Origin of the sequence: Mesorhizobium sp. M7A.F.Ca.MR.176.00.0.0 (assembly GCF_004023165.1) — a bacterium.
Lineage (GTDB): Bacteria > Pseudomonadota > Alphaproteobacteria > Rhizobiales > Rhizobiaceae > Mesorhizobium.
In genome coordinates this window covers 1-15,559 of record NZ_RZTC01000091.1, presented here as the reverse complement: position 1 = coordinate 15,559, position 15,559 = coordinate 1, and the positions used below count along the sequence as shown (strand labels likewise).

The following is a 15,559-nucleotide window of genomic DNA, read 5'->3' as shown; positions in this document are numbered from 1 at the left end:
CCCTTGGATGCCTTGACGGCGGCGGCAACGTCGGTGGTGACGGTGCCGACCTTCGGGTTCGGCATCATGCCGCGCGGGCCGAGCACTTTGCCCAGACGACCGACGAGCGGCATCATGTCCGGCGTGGCGATGCAGCGATCAAAATCGATCGTGCCCTTCTGGACGATGTCGACCAGATCCTCGGCACCGACGATGTCGGCGCCGGCGGCGCGCGCTTCGTCGGCCTTGTCGCCACGGGCGAACACGGCGACACGCACCGAGCGGCCGGTGCCGTTCGGCAGGTTGACCACGCCGCGGACCATCTGGTCGGCATGGCGCGGGTCGACGCCGAGGTTCATGGCGACTTCGATGGTCTCATCGAACTTCACCGAGGAACGGTCCTTGAGCAGCTTCAGCGCATCGCCCAGGGCATAAGCCTTGTTGGGATCGATGCCTTCGCGGGTCTTCGATACGCGCTTTGCAATCTTTGCCATGATCTTAGCCCACCACTTCCAGACCCATCGAGCGGGCGGAGCCCTCGACCATGCGCATGGCCGCTTCGACGTCGTTTGCGTTCAGGTCTTTCATCTTCGCGGTGGCAATCTCGCGGACCTTGTCGCGCGAAACCGTACCGGCCTTGACCTTGCCCGGCTCCTTGGAACCGGACGTCAGGTTCGCCGCCTTCTTCAGGAAATAGCTCACCGGCGCCGTCTTCATGACGAAGGTGAAGGACTTGTCCTGATAGTAGGTGATGACGACCGGAACCGGCGATCCCTTTTCCATTTCCTGGGTCTGCGCGTTGAACGCCTTGCAGAATTCCATGATGTTGATGCCACGCTGACCAAGCGCCGGGCCGATCGGGGGAGACGGCGTCGCCGATCCCGCTTTCACCTGGAGCTTGAGCTGGCCTGCAATTTTCTTAGCCATCTCTTTTCCTGCCTTTGTCTATGCCGGTCATGCCGGCGGTTGCAGTCTGGTGGTGCGGTTCGCGCAGCCGGCTAAAGCCGCACTCGCCTCCCACCGTCTCAGGCCGCGCGCTTCCGCGCCGCCTCCCCTGATCGCCAAACCGGCGTCAGGGATTTCGGATCAGCCCTTTTCGACCTGCCCGAATTCCAGATCGACAGGCACGGCGCGCCCGAAGATCGAAACTTCCACCTTGAGCCGTGCCCGCTCTTCGTCCACTTCCTGGACGAAACCGTTGAACGACGCGAACGGACCATCCGAAACGCGGATCGCTTCGCCGATCTCGAACGTGACCGAGGGCTTGGGCCGCTCGACGCCTTCCTGCACCTGGTTCAGGATGCGCTGCGCTTCCGCCTCGGTGATCGGCACCGGCTTGGAGTCGCCCAGGAAGCCGGTGACCTTCGGTGTGTTCTTGACCAGCGAGAACACCGCATCGGTCAAATTGGCCTTCAGCAGCACATAGCCCGGGAAGAACTTCCGCTCGGCATCGACCTTGCGACCGCGGCGAACTTCGACAACCTTCTCGGTCGGAACCACGATCTGGTGGATGTCGGCGGACAGGCCCTTCTGCTTGGCCTTGTTCTCGATATCCTCGGCGACCTTCTTTTCAAAGTTCGAATAAGCGTGGACGATGTACCAGCGCGCGGTCATTTCAAGACTTCTCCGTAATCGCCGGACTTAGCGTCCGATGCCCAGAATCTGTTCGACCGCAAGGCCCATGAGCTGATCGGCGGTGAAGAAAAAGATCATCGCGATCACTGCGAAGGCCAGAACCATCACCGTCGAGATCATCGTTTCGCGTCGCGACGGCCAAGTCACCTTGGCGGTCTCCGCGCGAACCTGCTGGAGAAAGACGAAAGGATTTGTGGTTTTCGAAGCCATATGCCGCTCTGTCTTCAAGACCCGTTGGCCGGGTCTCCTGGATGATCCCGCTGGCCGGGACGTGCCGCTTGAGCCCAATCTCGCGCCGAATCAGCGCAATCATTTCGCCCATGCAAATCAGACGCGTAAAGCCGGTTTCCCAGCTCCACGCGTCGCGTGTCTGTTTCGTCTACATAAAACCGATTCTTGATCCACGCAAGTGGCAAGTCTCCGCTTTATGACCAAACGCCGCCTCGGAACCATCCAGTCGTTCCGTCCCGGCTATGGCGCTCTTATGCCCCAATCGACCCTATATGGCAAGCGGGTCGCCGATTTTCAAAGGCCAGAGCATGGAAATATCGCTTTGAAACGCCATTTCGAAATGGCGAAACATTGCGTTGAATGCCATTCCAAGAAATGGCACGGGCAGCAGGGCTCGAACCTACGACCTGCGGTTTTGGAGACCGCCGCTCTACCAACTGAGCTATGCCCGTATCGTGCGCATGTCGGCGCAGAAGGCGCTTCCTAAAAGCTTCCGCACGCTCTGTAAAGAGCGGTTTGCAAGCAAACGCGCCTTAATCCCTGCGCCAGAAATCGGGATGGCTGACAACGAGGGTCGTTCGGCAACGACATAGCCGCCGAAGCTACTTCGTACCCGGTGGCTTATAGGGGCCGCCCGGCACGCCCCAGCCCCAGGCCGGCATCGGTTCCGTCTGCGGATCGCATGTCTCGCCGAGATTGGAGTTCATCTTGGCCAGACGCGATCCCCATTCGACATAGCTCATGAAGGCCGCACGGAATTCCGGATCGTCAGGCAGGCCGACGCGTCGGCTGCATCGGCCAGAAGGCTGATCCAGCGGCGGCGCTGCTCCTCGCTTAGATGCTTGCCCAGATGGTGCATGACCATCTCGCGGTGGCCGCCGAACTGCTCGCTGTAGGTCTTCGGTCCGCCGAAAACCTCGCCGATGAAGGCCGCGACATGGGCGGGATGATCCGGCGACATGGTCTTGAACACCGGCCCGACGATCGGATCCTGCGCCACCTTGTCGTAGAAAGTCTGGGTCAGCCGGTTCAGGGCCTCGCTGCCGCCGGCCCATTCGTAGAGTGTCGGGATATCCTGGCTCATTCTCGATCCTCCACCTGCATGGCGCCGCCAGCGGCGACGATAGCGGAGCAATCGGAAGTGTCTCAACCTGCCTCGATGGCCAGTTCCGGCTTCGCCGCGCACTACAATTTGGCGGGCGCGTCAGCCTCGGCATTGGCGGAAGGCCGGATCCGGCAATTCTCGGGTCGTGGCACTGCCTCGCAAATGGTGGCACCGGTCAGCGCGTCGACCGATTGCAGGCTCGTCGTCAGGCCGACCTTCAGCATCATGCCGGGTTCCAGCCGGCGCTCGACCGAGCGCCGCTCGATCGCCGCGAACAGGGCGGGACCGATCGCCATCTCCTCGAGATAGGCCTTGACCATCTGCTTTTGCCCCATCGGGTAAAGGCTAAGCCGCGCCTGGGGACCGACAAACCGCCTGATGCCGCCGGCAAGCATCAGCGCGCAGGCCGAATCGCACTCCACGCCCGCATCGATGCTCAGCCCGGCATACGCGCCATCCTTGGCCAGGCAATTCCACGCTCCAGGGTCACAGCCGACGAAATCGGTGCGACCAACGGCGACGTCGAGCTTCTTTTCATGGATAAGCCGTCCAACCGCCAGGGCGCTGAACAGGTCGCCTCCCCTTGAGCTGACCACGACAGGCAGTTGCCGTTTGCCGAGCATGGCGAGCAATTGGCGCAGCTTCTGCGGGGTCTGGGCGGTGATCGCGCCTTCCGCCGATATCCATTCCGGGCAGTCTGGATTGCAGAGCGGATTGGTGCCGCGAACGACGACGAAGCGCATGTCTTCATCGCGCCGCGCCGCCTCGGGTTCGATCGGTGGCGGCGTGGCCGCGGTCGCCGTCAGGCCATCAGGCTTGTTCCCCGGCACCTCCCGGCAATTCGCGGCCAGGCGGCCGGGTTCGCACAGGCTTGCCGCTGTCAGCAGGCCTACAGCGTCCGTGCTGGTGACCAGCTTCATCGCCAGCATGTCGTCGAGGGCGATCTGGTGGATTTCGCTGGCCGGGGTGCCCTTCATCGTTTCGAGCATGCTTTGTTCGATGCCCATCTGCTTCAGGTAGGCTGCCAGCTTTTTCTCCACGGACTTGCTCATCTCGTAGGTCTTGTAGCTGCCGGCATTCTTGCGGCTGACGATCTTTGTGTTGAGGATCTTCTTCTTGCCCCCCACGACGCGATAGGTGGTACGGTATTGCAATTTCGTGCGGATGTAGGTCGTGGTGATCTGATGGACGCCGAGATAGGCCCATTCGCCGGCCACCCGCCTGATACCGCCGGCAAACATCAGAGGACAGGCGGAATTGCACATGGCGCCATAGTCGATGACATCGCCGAAGTAGCGGGCGTCACGGTCCTGGCACCCCTTCGCACCGGGCTGGCAGCTGGAAAACACCGTCTTGCCGATGGCGATATCGAACTTGTTCTTGCGGATCAGCCGGCCAAGCGTCAGCGCCGCTTCGACATTGCCGCCGGGAGAATCGACGACAACAGGCAGTTTCCGCCCACCAAGCGTCTTCAGCATGCGTTTGAAGAGTGCCGGCGTACCGGCTTCTATCGAGCCCTCGGCCGAGATCCATTCCGGGCAGATCGGCTCGCACCCCGGTGCGTTGCTGCGAACGATGCCGAACCGCATCGTCGGCCCAAGATCCGGCGCCGCATCCGCCGCAAAGGCTGCGGGGCCTGCGGGGCCTGCGGGGCCTGCGGCAAGCAATGCCAGCAGCCAGGTCAGAGCCAGCGGCCACAATGCCCGACGATGGAAAAACCGCCTTGGAACCATTTGAAAAAAGCCCCTCGATGCAACCTATACTAGTCGAGGCCCGGAGCCTTGCAACAGGGTTCGGCCGACTGGGCCGCAACCGATAGCCCCGCAAAAGAAAAGGGCGGCCCGAAGACCGCCCTTTCCTTGTCGATCCGGCGAATGCCGGGCTCGATTATTCCTTGATGGTGACGACGATGCCGGCACCGACGGTGCGGCCGCCTTCACGGATAGCGAAGCGCAGCTTCTCTTCCATGGCGATCGGCACGATCAGCTCGACATCGACCGTGATGTTGTCGCCCGGCATCACCATCTCGGTGCCTTCCGGCAGCGACACGATGCCGGTCACGTCGGTCGTGCGGAAGTAGAACTGCGGACGGTAGTTGGTGAAGAACGGCGTGTGACGGCCACCTTCGTCCTTGGTCAGGATGTAGGCTTCGGCCACGAACTTCTTGTGCGGCTTCACCGTGCCCGGCTTGGCCAGAACCTGGCCGCGCTCGACACCTTCACGATCAACGCCGCGCAGCAGCGCGCCGATGTTGTCGCCGGCCTGGCCCTGATCGAGCAGCTTGCGGAACATTTCCACGCCCGTGCAGGTCGTCTTGGTCGTCGGACGGATGCCGATGATCTCCAGCTCCTCGCCGACCTTGACCACGCCGCGCTCGACGCGGCCGGTCACGACCGTGCCGCGGCCCGAGATCGAGAACACGTCTTCGATCGGCATCAGGAACGGCTTGTCGAGCGGACGAACCGGCGTCGGGATGTAGGCATCGACCGCAGCCATCAGCTCGCGGATCGCGTCTTCACCGATCTTCTTGTCGCTGTCTTCCAGGGCAGCCAGAGCCGAACCCTTGACGATCGGAATGTCGTCGCCGGGGAATTCGTTCTTGGTCAGAAGCTCGCGAACCTCGAGCTCGACCAGTTCGAGCAGCTCGGCGTCGTCGACCTGGTCGACCTTGTTGAGGAACACCACGATCGACGGCACGCCGACCTGACGGGCCAGCAGGATGTGCTCGCGGGTCTGCGGCATCGGGCCGTCTGCGGCCGACACGACCAGGATCGCGCCGTCCATCTGCGCGGCACCGGTGATCATGTTCTTCACATAGTCGGCGTGGCCGGGGCAGTCGACGTGAGCGTAGTGGCGGGCAGCCGTCTCGTATTCGACATGCGCCGTCGAGATCGTGATGCCGCGCGCCTTTTCTTCAGGGGCGGCGTCGATCTGGTCGTAGCGCTTGTATTCGCCAAAATACTTGGTGATCGCCGCCGTCAGCGACGTCTTGCCATGGTCGACGTGGCCAATCGTGCCGATGTTCACGTGAGGCTTGTTACGCTCGAATTTACCTTTTGCCATTGTCTCTTTCCTTGGACGGCCCGGATCTTCAGTTCGGTCGAAGACCTTCAGTTCAGTCGAATGCGGGGCGATTAGCGACAAAGGCCAAAAAACACAAGCGTCTTTTGGCCGGGTGCCGTCTCACTCAGTCCGAACCATCGATCCGATTGCGGGGATATGACGCTGATATAGGAAGGCTCTGGGCAAAATGAAGGGGTAGCGGGCCGACCGATCGAGGCGGCGAAAGCGCTGGCGTGCTTGCCCGGCCCTGTCTGAATCATGGCCAGGCCATGGACCATTGCCGCCGCCACCCGCCTCTGATCTTGTGTCCGGATGCATTTCATCCCTGCCTCTATCCGCGGCCCGCTGTTCATGATCGTCTCGACGGGGTCGTATCTCGTCAACGACACGATGATGAAGCTCGCGACGGCTGGCCTGCCGTCTTACGAAGTGCTGTTTCTGCGGGGTGCCGCGGCAGCACTCTGGGGCTTCCCGCTGTTGTTCGCGCTGGGCTACGGCAAGCAGATCCCGCGGATCTTCGACAAGCGCGTCCTGAGCCGGAACATGCTCGAGCTGGCGGCGATCCTTTGCTATGTGGTCGCACTCGCCAACATGCAGATCGCCGATTCCACCGCGCTCGGCCAGATCACGCCGCTCTTGATGCTGGTCGGCTCCTCGATCCTGTTTGGCGAGCGGATCGGCGGCCGGCGCATGGCGCTGATCGGGCTCGGCTTCGTCGGAGCGCTGATGGTGGCGCAGCCGACCATGCAAGGCATTTCGGTCTACGCCTTGCTGGCGCTCGGCAATGCCACATTTGCGGCGGCGCGCGACCTTGCCGGCCGGCGGGTCGCGGCCGAGGTGCCGGGGATGATCGTGGCGATTTCCGCCGTCGTGGTGGTGCTGATCGGCGCCGGCGCCGCGCATCTGGTTTCAGAGCGCTGGGTCATGCCCGGGGCACATCACCTGCTGCTGATGGCCGGTGCTGGATTTTTCCTGATCTTCGGCCATTTCTTCATCTTCATGGCCTATCGCATCGGACCGACCAGCGCCGTGGCGCCGTTCTACTATTGCTTCACCGTCTGGGCGGTCATTTCCGGCCTGCTGGTGTTCGGGCAGTTCCCCAACGCGCTGGCCATTTGCGGCATTCTGCTGGTCGTCGGCAGCGGGCTGACCATCGTCTCGCTGGATCAGCGTCAGCGCCGGCTGGCCGTCGTCGCCTAGCCTCGTTTCATTGCTGCTTTTCGCCGCCCCGATGCCATAGGCAAGCCACTCTGAGCATACCGGCCTCAAGCCGGTCTCGCCTTCAGAAACTCGAAACCTCAGATGATCCGCAGGCGCCTAAAGCGTCCGCCTTGCGCTGAACTGATGGTAAGCCCACAGAACGACCACCGCGCCGATGACGGCAACGATCAGGCTGTAGATGTTGAGGCCGGTGACGCCTGACGCGCCGAAGGCACTGAATATCAGACCGCCGACAATGGCGCCGACGATGCCCAGTACGATATCCATGACGACACCCTGGCCGGTCTTGTTGACGATCTTGCTGCCGATGAAGCCGGCGACCACGCCGAGAATGATCCAGCTGATGATACCCATTTTTTCCTCTCCATCCCCTCGCCAGCCGAACATTTTCATAGGATTGTCAAAACCTCAAGCCAGCTTGAAATTCCGCCCGAATGCTTCATTGTCGAGGAGGGGTCGGGCCTTGTTCGCTATGGAGGATCCACGATGGGACTTTTTGACAATGCCGTTCCCGGCGGCAACATCACCAAACCCCTGATGATCGCGCTCGGCGCATTGCTGGTCGGCAAGATGCTGAGCGGCAGAAATGCCGAAGAGCCAGAGCAGTCTCCCGCGCCCGCTCCGACCGCCCCCGTCCCGACGGAAACCACATCCGCCGATGATGGCCTGGCTGGCGGATTGGGCGGCCTGCTCGACAAGCTCAGAAATGCCGGCCACGGCAATGCCGCCGACTCCTGGGTCGGCACCGGGCAGAACCAGCCGATCAACGCCAACGATCTTGGCGCCGCGATCGGACCGCAGATCATTCGCGAGATCGCGCAACGGACCGGGCTGGACGAGCAGGAACTGCTCAAACAACTGTCCACCGCCTTGCCCGGCATCGTCGACAGACTGACGCCGAACGGCCAGGTGCCGCAGCAGCACCAGGTCGCCACCGCGTTCAACAGCTGACGCGGCGCAGCCACCACAATTGGAGCGCTGCGCCTCGTGCGCAGTGTTTCGATTTGCCGGATGGGATGAGTGTCTGGAGCGGGTAGCGGGAATCGAACCCGCATATTCAGCTTGGAAGGCTGCTGCTCTACCACTGAGCTATACCCGCGCCGTTCCTGAAGTACCGGATTCATCCGAAAAGCGCCATGCACTTTTCGGTCCGATTCTTGTTACGTTTCAGGGCTTCCGGGCCGGCAGTGGTGGAGAGGGTTGGATTCGAACCAACGTAAGCTAAGCTAACGGATTTACAGTCCGTCCCCTTTAACCACTCGGGCACCTCTCCAGTCTGCCGCCGGAGCCATGCAACGAGGCATTCACGCCGATCCGGACCCGAGTTATGTGTTCTCCGAAACCAGCGCAGCGCCTTATGGCGGCAAGCCCATTGGGTGTCAACCGCGCAACCATGGTTTTTCGTTTCTGTTCGCCGGCTGTAGTGACAGGCCATATCCTTGGCCGGAGGACACCGCTATAGAAGCCAGCCATGAGCGACAAAACCAACACCCCCAAAGACACCCATTACGCCAAGCTGCGCCGCGCCTATCGCGACGAGAAAAGCGGCGGCGCGCCGGCATTCCGGGCTCGACAGCCGGTTCCGCCGGGCGAAAATGCCGCGGATGGCCTGGTGCGGCTCTACGGCCTGCACACGGTGCGTGCCGCACTCGACAATCCGCGCCGCAAGATCAGGAAGATGCTGGTGACGCGCAATGCGGCCGAGCGCCTCGAAATCGCCGATCTCGCCGCCCTGCCCTTCAAGACCGAACTGGTCGAACCCAGGGACATCGACAAGATCACCGGGTCGGATGCCGTGCATCAGGGTGTGCTGATCGAGGCCGAGCCGCTTAAAGCCAAGCGGCTCGATGCGCTTGGTGACGCGAAGCTGGTGCTGGTGCTCGACCAGATCACCGACCCGCACAATGTCGGCGCCATCCTGCGCTCGGCGGTGGCCTTCGGCGCTGGCGCGCTGATCACCACAGCCCGCCACAGCCCGCAGGAATCGGGCGTGCTGGCGAAATCCGCCTCCGGCGCGCTGGAGCACATCGACCAGATCGAGGTGAAGAACCTCGCCGACGCGCTCGGCCAGCTGCACGAGGCCGGCTTTCGCACCATCGGGCTTGATTCGGACGCGCCGGCCGAACTCGAAAAGAGCTTTGCCGGAGAAAAGATCGCCCTGGTGCTGGGCGCCGAAGGCAAGGGCCTGCGCCAGAAGACCCGCGAGACGGTGACGACGCTGGCGCGGCTCGACATGCCCGGCGCCATCCATTCGCTCAACGTGTCGAATGCCGCGGCGATCAGCCTTTACGTGGCGCGGAAGTTTTTAGCGAGTAGCGAGTAGCGAGTAGCGAGTAGCGAGTAGCGAGTAGCGAGTAGCGAAAGTCGAATCCCGACTATCCGTGGCTGCAATCCCTATTCGCTATTCGCTACTCGCTACTCGCTCCTCCTACCCCACCTCATGCCCCGCCATCCGCTCCAGCGCCCTGACCAGCGCCGAATGATCTTCCTTGGCGCCGCCATTGGCCGCGCAGGAATTGAACAGCTGTTGAGTCGTCGAGGTGTTGGGCAAGGAAACGCCGAGCGCCTTCGCGCCCTCCAGCGCGAGGTTCAGATCCTTCTGGTGCAGTTCGATGCGGAAACCAGGCGCGAAGGTGCGCTTGACCATGCGCTCGCCATGCACTTCCAGAATGCGCGAAGCCGCCAGCCCGCCCATCAGCGCCTGCCTGACCTTGGCCGGATCGGCGCCAGCTTTCGATGCAAAAACAAGCGCTTCGGCGACGGCTTCAATAGTCAGCGCGACGACGATCTGGTTGGCCACCTTGGTGGTCTGGCCGACTCCGTTCGGCCCGACCAGGGTGATGTTCTTGCCCATCTTCTCGAACACGGGCTTGGCGCGCTCGAACGGGGTTTCCTCGCCGCCGACCATGATGGTCAGCGACGCCGCCTTGGCGCCGACCTCGCCGCCCGAGACCGGTGCATCGAGATAGTCGCAGCCGAGATCGTTGATCTTCTTTGCGAACATTTTGGTCTCGATCGGCGAGATCGAGCTCATGTCGATGACCAGCTTGCCCCTGGCCAGGCCGGACGCGACGCCGCTCTCGCCGAACAGCACATCGGCCACCTGCGGCGTGTCGGGCACCATCAGGATGATGATGTCGGCAGCCTTGGCCACGGCGGCGTGGCCGGTGACGGTCTTCAGCCCCTTGGCGACGAGATCGGCCGGCGGCTTGGAGCGATGGTCGCTGGTGATGACCTTGTAGCCCGCGTCCAAGAGATGCCCTGCCATCGGCGCGCCCATGATGCCGAGGCCGATGAAGCCGATGGTTTCCATTGTGGTTCTCCAGATGCTTGTGTGAAACGCCCCCTCATCCGGCCGCTGCGCGACCACCTTCTCCCCGAGGGGAGAAGAGAATGCCGACGTTGATGCCTGTCTCTTCTCCCCACCGGGGAGAAGGTGGCCCGAAGGGCCGGATGAGGGGGCGCGGCGTTGGCTTACGCCGCAGCACTGCCCTGCCCGCTCAACTCCCGAAACCACCCTAACCCAGCCTCCGTCCCGGCCTTCGGCTTGTACTCAGCCCCGACCCAGCCGGCATAACCGATGCGGTCGATATGCTCGTACAGGAAGGGAAAATTGATCTCGCCCGTCCCCGGCTCATGACGGCCGGGATTGTCCGCAAGCTGGATATGCGCGATGCGGCCGAGGTTAGCCTCGATGGTACGGGCGAGATCCCCCTCCATGATCTGCATGTGATAGATGTCGTATTGCAGGAACAGGTTTTTTGAGCCGACACGATCGATCAGCGCCAGGGCTTGATCGGAATAGTTGAGGAAGAAGCCCGGAATATCGCGCGTGTTGATCGGCTCGATCAGCAGCCTGATGCCGGCCTGCTCCAGCTTTTCCGCCGCGAAGGCGAGGTTTTCGGCAAAGACATCCTCCAGCACCTTGCGGTCGGCGGCGGCCGGCGCGATGCCGGCCAGGCAATTGACCTGCTGGCAGCCGAGCGCCTGCGCGTAGGCGATCGCCTTGGCGATGCCCTGGCGGAATTCCGGCACGCGGTCCGGCAGCACCGCAATGCCACGCTCGCCCTTGCCCCAGTCGCCGGCCGGCAGGTTGAACAGCACCTGGGTCAGGCCGTTCTTCTTCAACCGGGCGGCGACGACATCGGGCGCATGGTCATAGGGTCCGATATATTCGACGCCCTTGAAGCCGGCGCGGGCGGCGGCATCGAAACGGTCGAGGAACTCATGCTCGCCAAAGAGCATCGACAGATTGGCTGAAAAACGCGGCATTCTTTTTCTCCTAATCCAACATCACGATCGCCGTCGGCGCATCCTCGTGGCTTTCGGCAAGCTCCTCGAATTCGGTGATCTTGTCGATCTCGATGCCCATCGAGATGTTGGTGACGCGTTCGAGGATGAATTCGAGCACGACCGGCACCCGGTGCTCCTTCATCAGCCGCTGCGCCTCCTTGAAGGCAGCGGCAAACTCTTCCGGCTTGCGCACCCTGACCGCCTTGCAGCCCATCGCTTCGGCGACGGCAACGTGGTCGACGCCATAGCCTGCCTCGGGATCGCCTGCCCGGTTGATGTTCTCGAAGGCAAGGTCGACCTCGAAGTCCATCGAAAAGCCGCGCTGCGCCTGGCGGATCAGGCCGAGATAGGCGTTGTTCACGACGACATGCAGATAGGGCAATTTGTGCTGTGCGCCGACCGCCAGTTCCTCGATCATGAACTGGAAGTCATAGTCGCCCGACAGCGCCACGATGGTCCGGTCGGGATCGGCGGCGCGCACGCCAAGGGCTGCCGGCAAGGTCCAGCCAAGCGGGCCGGCCTGGCCGCAATTGATCCAGTTGCGCGGCTTGTAGACATGCAGGAACTGCGCACCGGCGATCTGCGACAGGCCGATCGTGGTGACATAGGTGACGTCGCGGCCGAACGCCTTGTTCATCTCCTCATAGACACGCTGCGGCTTCAGCGGCACCTGGTCGAAATGCGTCTTGCGCTTCATCGTCTTCTTGCGGGCCTGGCATTCCTTCGCCCAGCCGGACCAGTCGCGCAGTCTGCCTGCCGTCTTCCATTCGGTGGCGACGTCGAGCAGCATCTTCAGTGCGGCACCGGCATCCGAAACGACGCCGAGATCCGGCGCGAAGACACGGCCGATCTGCGTCGGCTCGATGTCGACATGAATGAACTTTTTGCCCTTGGTGTAGACATCGACGGAGCCGGTGTGGCGGTTGGCCCAGCGGTTGCCGATGCCGAAGACGAAGTCGGCTTCCAGCATCGTCGCATTGCCATAGCGGTGCGAGGTCTGCAGCCCGCACATGCCGGCCATCAGCCGGTGGTCGTCGGGGATGGCGCCCCAGCCCATCAAGGTCGGGATGACCGGCACGCCTGAAATCTCGGCGAATTCGATCAGCAGATCGGACGCATCGGCGTTGATGATGCCGCCGCCGGCGACGATCAGCGGCTTTTTGGCCGAATTGAGCATCGTCAACGCCTTTTCGGCCTGGGCGCGCGTCATGGCCGGCTTGAACGGCGTCAGCGGTTCATAGGCATCGATGTCGAATTCGATTTCGGCGAGTTGCACGTCGACCGGCAGGTCGATCAGCACCGGGCCGGGACGTGACGAGCGCATCAGATGAAATGCCTTCTGCAGCGCCATGGGGACGAGATAGGGCTCCATGACGGTGACCGCCCATTTGGCGACGGGTGCCGCAATGGCTGATATGTCGACGGCCTGGAAATCCTCCTTGTTCAGCCGCGCCCGTGGCGCCTGCCCGGTGATGCACAGGATCGGGATGGAATCCGCGGCGGCCGAATAGAGCCCGGTGATCATGTCGGTGCCGGCCGGACCCGAAGTGCCGATGCACAGGCCGATATTGCCTGCCTTGGCGCGGGTAAAACCTTCCGCCATGTGCGAGGCGCCCTCGACGTGACGGGCTAGCACGTGGCGGACCGTTCCCTTGGCCTTCAGCGCCGAATAGAATGGATTGATCGCCGCGCCCGGCACGCCGAAAGCGCAGGAAATGCCTTCCTTTTCGAGAACGAGAACCGCGGCATCGACAGCGCGCATCCTGGCCATTTCCAGCCCTCCACGGGGTTTGTCATTGTTGGATTGGCCAAGGATGTCAGCACGCCGGATATTTTTCAATTTTTTCAGAATATTTTTTCATTTTTAGAAAACAGCACCAGACTTCTGATTTTATTTGGTTTTCCGTTTTCCAAGAACTCGGGTAGCGATCATAGTGAAAAACTTTTTCATTGCGCATTTTGAGAAACGACCGAGAATGGCGGCATGGAAACGACCGAAAAACGCCAGCGCGGCCGGCCGCGCGCTTTCAACGGGCCATCGGAGGTCAGTTCGGTGCAGTCGCTCGACCGGGCACTGCGCATCCTGGCCATTGTCGCGGAAGGCAGCGGCCTGTCGCTGAGCGAGATCTCGGCGCAGAGCGGCCTTGCCGCCTCCACCGCCTATCGCATGCTGACGACGCTGCAAAACCACGGCATGGTCGAATTCGACACATCAGACCAACTGTGGTCGATCGGCGTCGAGACCTACCGCATGGGCGCGGCCTTCCTGCGCCGCCGCAAGCTGGTCGACCGCGCGCGTGTCGCCATGCAAGAGCTGATGGAAAGAACCGGCGAGACCGCCAATCTCGGCGTCGCCGAGGACGATTGCGTGGTCTTCGTCAGCCAGGTCGAGACGCACCAGGCGATCCGCGCCTTCTTCCGTCCGGGCACACGCAGTCCCTTCCATGCGTCCGGCATCGGCAAGGCGGTGCTGGCGCATCTCGAGCCGGAGCGCGTCGGAACCATCCTGCGCAAGGCAGGCCTGCAGCGCTTCACGGACAGGACACTTTCAGACATTTCGGCGCTTGCCCACGATCTGGCGCGGATCAAGCTGCGCGGCTGGTCGGTCGACGACGAGGAGCGGCACCCCGGCATGCGTTGCGTGGCAGCCGCCATCTTCAATGAATTCGGCGAGCCGATCGGCGGCGTTTCGGTGTCGGGACCAACGGTGCGGGTGACGCCGGAGCGGTTGGCCGAGATCGGCCCGCTGGTGCGCGATGCCGCCGCCGAGGTGACCAGGATGATCGGCGGCGTGCGAGCCGGCTGATCAGCCCGTCCCGGGCAGCGCGCTCCTGGTGGCGATGTCAAAGAAATCGAGAAGGATGGCCATGCCGACGCCGCAGGCGGTGAATATCAGGCCGGCCATGAAGATGCGGTTGGCACGTTCATAGATGCGCCGCTGCAGGCATTTCGTGTCGAGCAGCAGCGAGAGGGCCCGCATCTGCAAGGCAATGCCGGCCAGGATCGGCAGGACGGCGACAAGATGGTAGGTCTGCCACGGGATCGGGTTGGCGGCCCAATGCGTGATGAAGCCCAGCGAAAACGCCAGCAGGATGCCGACGGCGGTGACGGTGCCGTTGCGGAAAACCGTTTCGACCAGGTCTTCTCTGGGGTCCTGCTCGTCCAAAGGTCTCTCCCCGCGTTTCGCGGTCAGAATAGACGCTCGGCAAATCTCTGTACACCGCCCGGTCTGCCGCTCAGGCCAATCCTTTCTGCGCTGTATCGGCCGGTGGAGCACGCACCGCTACCATCCAGACAGCAGAAGAGGGGCTCGCATGGGCCCCTCTGTTGCTGAAACGGTCCTCCCCTCTAAAGACGGCAATAGTGGCGGTATCCGTCGCGGCCGAGATAGGTATCGGAGTCCGCGTCGTAGCTGGCGTAACGATCGTAGCAGCGGCGGACATGCCACGAGCCGCCGCCTTCGTCGACATAGACGGTGCGCGGCTGGGCGAGCAGGCTGCCGAGGACAAAGCCGCCGACGCCGGCCGCAATGCCGATGCCGAGGCCGTGATTGTGGTGATGGCTGTGAGCGGCCGAAGGCTGCACGGTGCCGGCCAGCGTGGCTGCGGCGACGGCGGTGGCGATAAGGCCGGAAACGAGTGTGTTCTTGAACATGACGATCTCCTTGCTTCATTGACCGAGGCGATCCATCCGCCTCTTGATCATCTGTCGTCGCAGCCAGGAAAAAGGTTCGAATCTTTTGTCGATCTTCTGGGACCGAAGGTCTTTGTGACGGCGACGGGAAGAGGTTGGCGAGAACATTGACGATGCAGATCTCCCCGATGGACGTCTACGCTATGCACATACCTTCTGATCTGCCCGATGCCTGATTACCACGTGGTTCCCCCAATCCGTCGCTGCTTCGCAGCGCCACCTTTCCCCCCTCCGGAGGGAAAGGAAAGGAGCGTTGCTGGACGAGCGTTAACGGCAAAAGCTTGGCGCCTTTCCTCTACCCCGTCGATCGGGGGAGAGGTGGCTCGGCGAAGCCGAGAC

Annotated in this window: 16 protein-coding genes, 3 tRNA genes and 1 pseudogene; 4 read left to right on the top strand and 16 right to left on the bottom strand. The window is 62.5% G+C overall.

Annotated elements, in window-relative coordinates; translation table 11 throughout:
• From rplA to tuf, 8 genes and pseudogenes are all read right to left on the bottom strand, one after another.
• The coding region (gene rplA, locus EOB59_RS25360; RefSeq protein ID WP_127366962.1) for a 50S ribosomal protein L1 at positions 1 to 473 on the bottom strand (473 nt) is incomplete at its 3' end.
• A 4-nt stretch (positions 474 to 477) separates the two neighbouring features.
• Entirely contained in the window at positions 478 to 906 is a 429-nt protein-coding gene (rplK, locus tag EOB59_RS25355) for a 50S ribosomal protein L11 (RefSeq protein ID WP_013531410.1), read from the bottom strand.
• A gap of 159 nt (positions 907 to 1,065) precedes the next feature.
• Positions 1,066 to 1,593 (bottom strand): transcription termination/antitermination protein NusG, encoded by a 528-nt coding sequence (gene nusG / locus EOB59_RS25350; protein ID WP_013531409.1) that lies wholly within the window; start codon positions 1,591 to 1,593, stop codon positions 1,066 to 1,068.
• 27 nt (positions 1,594 to 1,620) lie between these two features.
• On the bottom strand, positions 1,621 to 1,824 hold the full coding sequence (gene secE / locus EOB59_RS25345) for a preprotein translocase subunit SecE (protein ID WP_013531408.1): 204 nt from the start codon (positions 1,822 to 1,824) through the stop codon (positions 1,621 to 1,623).
• 397 nt (positions 1,825 to 2,221) lie between these two features.
• Positions 2,222 to 2,297 (bottom strand) — tRNA-Trp (locus EOB59_RS25340).
• A gap of 150 nt (positions 2,298 to 2,447) precedes the next feature.
• Positions 2,448 to 2,929: pseudogene (locus EOB59_RS25335) on the bottom strand (group II truncated hemoglobin).
• Between the two features lie 101 nt (positions 2,930 to 3,030).
• Entirely contained in the window at positions 3,031 to 4,683 is a 1,653-nt protein-coding gene (locus EOB59_RS25330; protein ID WP_128289491.1) for a hypothetical protein, read from the bottom strand.
• A 154-nt stretch (positions 4,684 to 4,837) separates the two neighbouring features.
• Positions 4,838 to 6,013: an elongation factor Tu gene (gene tuf / locus EOB59_RS25325; protein WP_095090666.1), complete on the bottom strand. Its 1,176-nt coding sequence runs from the start codon at positions 6,011 to 6,013 to the stop codon at positions 4,838 to 4,840.
• 312 nt (positions 6,014 to 6,325) lie between these two features.
• Between tuf and EOB59_RS25320 the strand changes: the two genes are divergently transcribed.
• Positions 6,326 to 7,213, top strand: a complete 888-nt coding sequence (locus EOB59_RS25320) for a DMT family transporter (protein WP_127396092.1) — start codon at positions 6,326 to 6,328, stop codon at positions 7,211 to 7,213.
• 117 nt (positions 7,214 to 7,330) lie between these two features.
• On the opposite strand, the gene EOB59_RS25315 is transcribed toward EOB59_RS25320, so the two are convergent.
• Positions 7,331 to 7,588 (bottom strand): GlsB/YeaQ/YmgE family stress response membrane protein, encoded by a 258-nt coding sequence (locus tag EOB59_RS25315; RefSeq protein WP_127322984.1) that lies wholly within the window; start codon positions 7,586 to 7,588, stop codon positions 7,331 to 7,333.
• A 132-nt stretch (positions 7,589 to 7,720) separates the two neighbouring features.
• Between EOB59_RS25315 and EOB59_RS25310 the strand changes: the two genes are divergently transcribed.
• Positions 7,721 to 8,185, top strand: coding sequence for a YidB family protein (locus EOB59_RS25310; RefSeq protein ID WP_128289490.1), 465 nt, complete (start codon positions 7,721 to 7,723; stop codon positions 8,183 to 8,185).
• Positions 8,186 to 8,259: 74 nt separating this feature from the next.
• Here EOB59_RS25310 and EOB59_RS25305 read toward each other — a convergent pair.
• Together EOB59_RS25305 and EOB59_RS25300 are read right to left on the bottom strand one after the other, a co-directional pair.
• Positions 8,260 to 8,333 (bottom strand) — tRNA-Gly (locus tag EOB59_RS25305).
• Positions 8,334 to 8,422: 89 nt separating this feature from the next.
• Positions 8,423 to 8,507, bottom strand: a tRNA-Tyr gene (locus EOB59_RS25300).
• Positions 8,508 to 8,705: 198 nt separating this feature from the next.
• Between EOB59_RS25300 and rlmB the strand changes: the two genes are divergently transcribed.
• Positions 8,706 to 9,557, top strand: a complete 852-nt coding sequence (rlmB, locus tag EOB59_RS25295) for a 23S rRNA (guanosine(2251)-2'-O)-methyltransferase RlmB (RefSeq protein ID WP_127810312.1) — start codon at positions 8,706 to 8,708, stop codon at positions 9,555 to 9,557.
• A 105-nt stretch (positions 9,558 to 9,662) separates the two neighbouring features.
• Here the strand turns inward: rlmB and EOB59_RS25290 are convergent, their stop codons facing one another.
• The 3 genes from EOB59_RS25290 to gcl all read right to left on the bottom strand — a co-directional run bounded on the left by EOB59_RS25290 (position 9,663) and on the right by gcl (position 13,298).
• The gene (locus EOB59_RS25290) at positions 9,663 to 10,562 is read right to left on the bottom strand and encodes a 2-hydroxy-3-oxopropionate reductase (protein ID WP_281061735.1); all 900 of its coding nucleotides are present in this window, start codon (positions 10,560 to 10,562) and stop codon (positions 9,663 to 9,665) included.
• A gap of 146 nt (positions 10,563 to 10,708) precedes the next feature.
• A complete protein-coding gene (gene otnI, locus EOB59_RS25285) occupies positions 10,709 to 11,506 on the bottom strand; it encodes a 2-oxo-tetronate isomerase (protein ID WP_128289488.1) in 798 nt (265 codons plus the stop codon).
• Between the two features lie 10 nt (positions 11,507 to 11,516).
• Positions 11,517 to 13,298 (bottom strand): glyoxylate carboligase, encoded by a 1,782-nt coding sequence (gene gcl / locus EOB59_RS25280; RefSeq protein ID WP_128289487.1) that lies wholly within the window; start codon positions 13,296 to 13,298, stop codon positions 11,517 to 11,519.
• Between the two features lie 213 nt (positions 13,299 to 13,511).
• Here gcl and bhcR point away from each other — a divergent pair, with 213 nt between their 5' ends.
• On the top strand, positions 13,512 to 14,333 hold the full coding sequence (bhcR, locus tag EOB59_RS25275; RefSeq protein ID WP_127810308.1) for an HTH-type transcriptional regulator BhcR: 822 nt from the start codon (positions 13,512 to 13,514) through the stop codon (positions 14,331 to 14,333).
• On the opposite strand, the gene EOB59_RS25270 is transcribed toward bhcR, so the two are convergent.
• Positions 14,334 to 14,693: a hypothetical protein gene (locus EOB59_RS25270; RefSeq protein WP_127268085.1), complete on the bottom strand. Its 360-nt coding sequence runs from the start codon at positions 14,691 to 14,693 to the stop codon at positions 14,334 to 14,336.
• 182 nt (positions 14,694 to 14,875) lie between these two features.
• A complete protein-coding gene (locus tag EOB59_RS25265; protein ID WP_127268086.1) occupies positions 14,876 to 15,181 on the bottom strand; it encodes a BA14K family protein in 306 nt (101 codons plus the stop codon).
• Positions 15,182 to 15,559 lie beyond the last annotated feature (378 nt).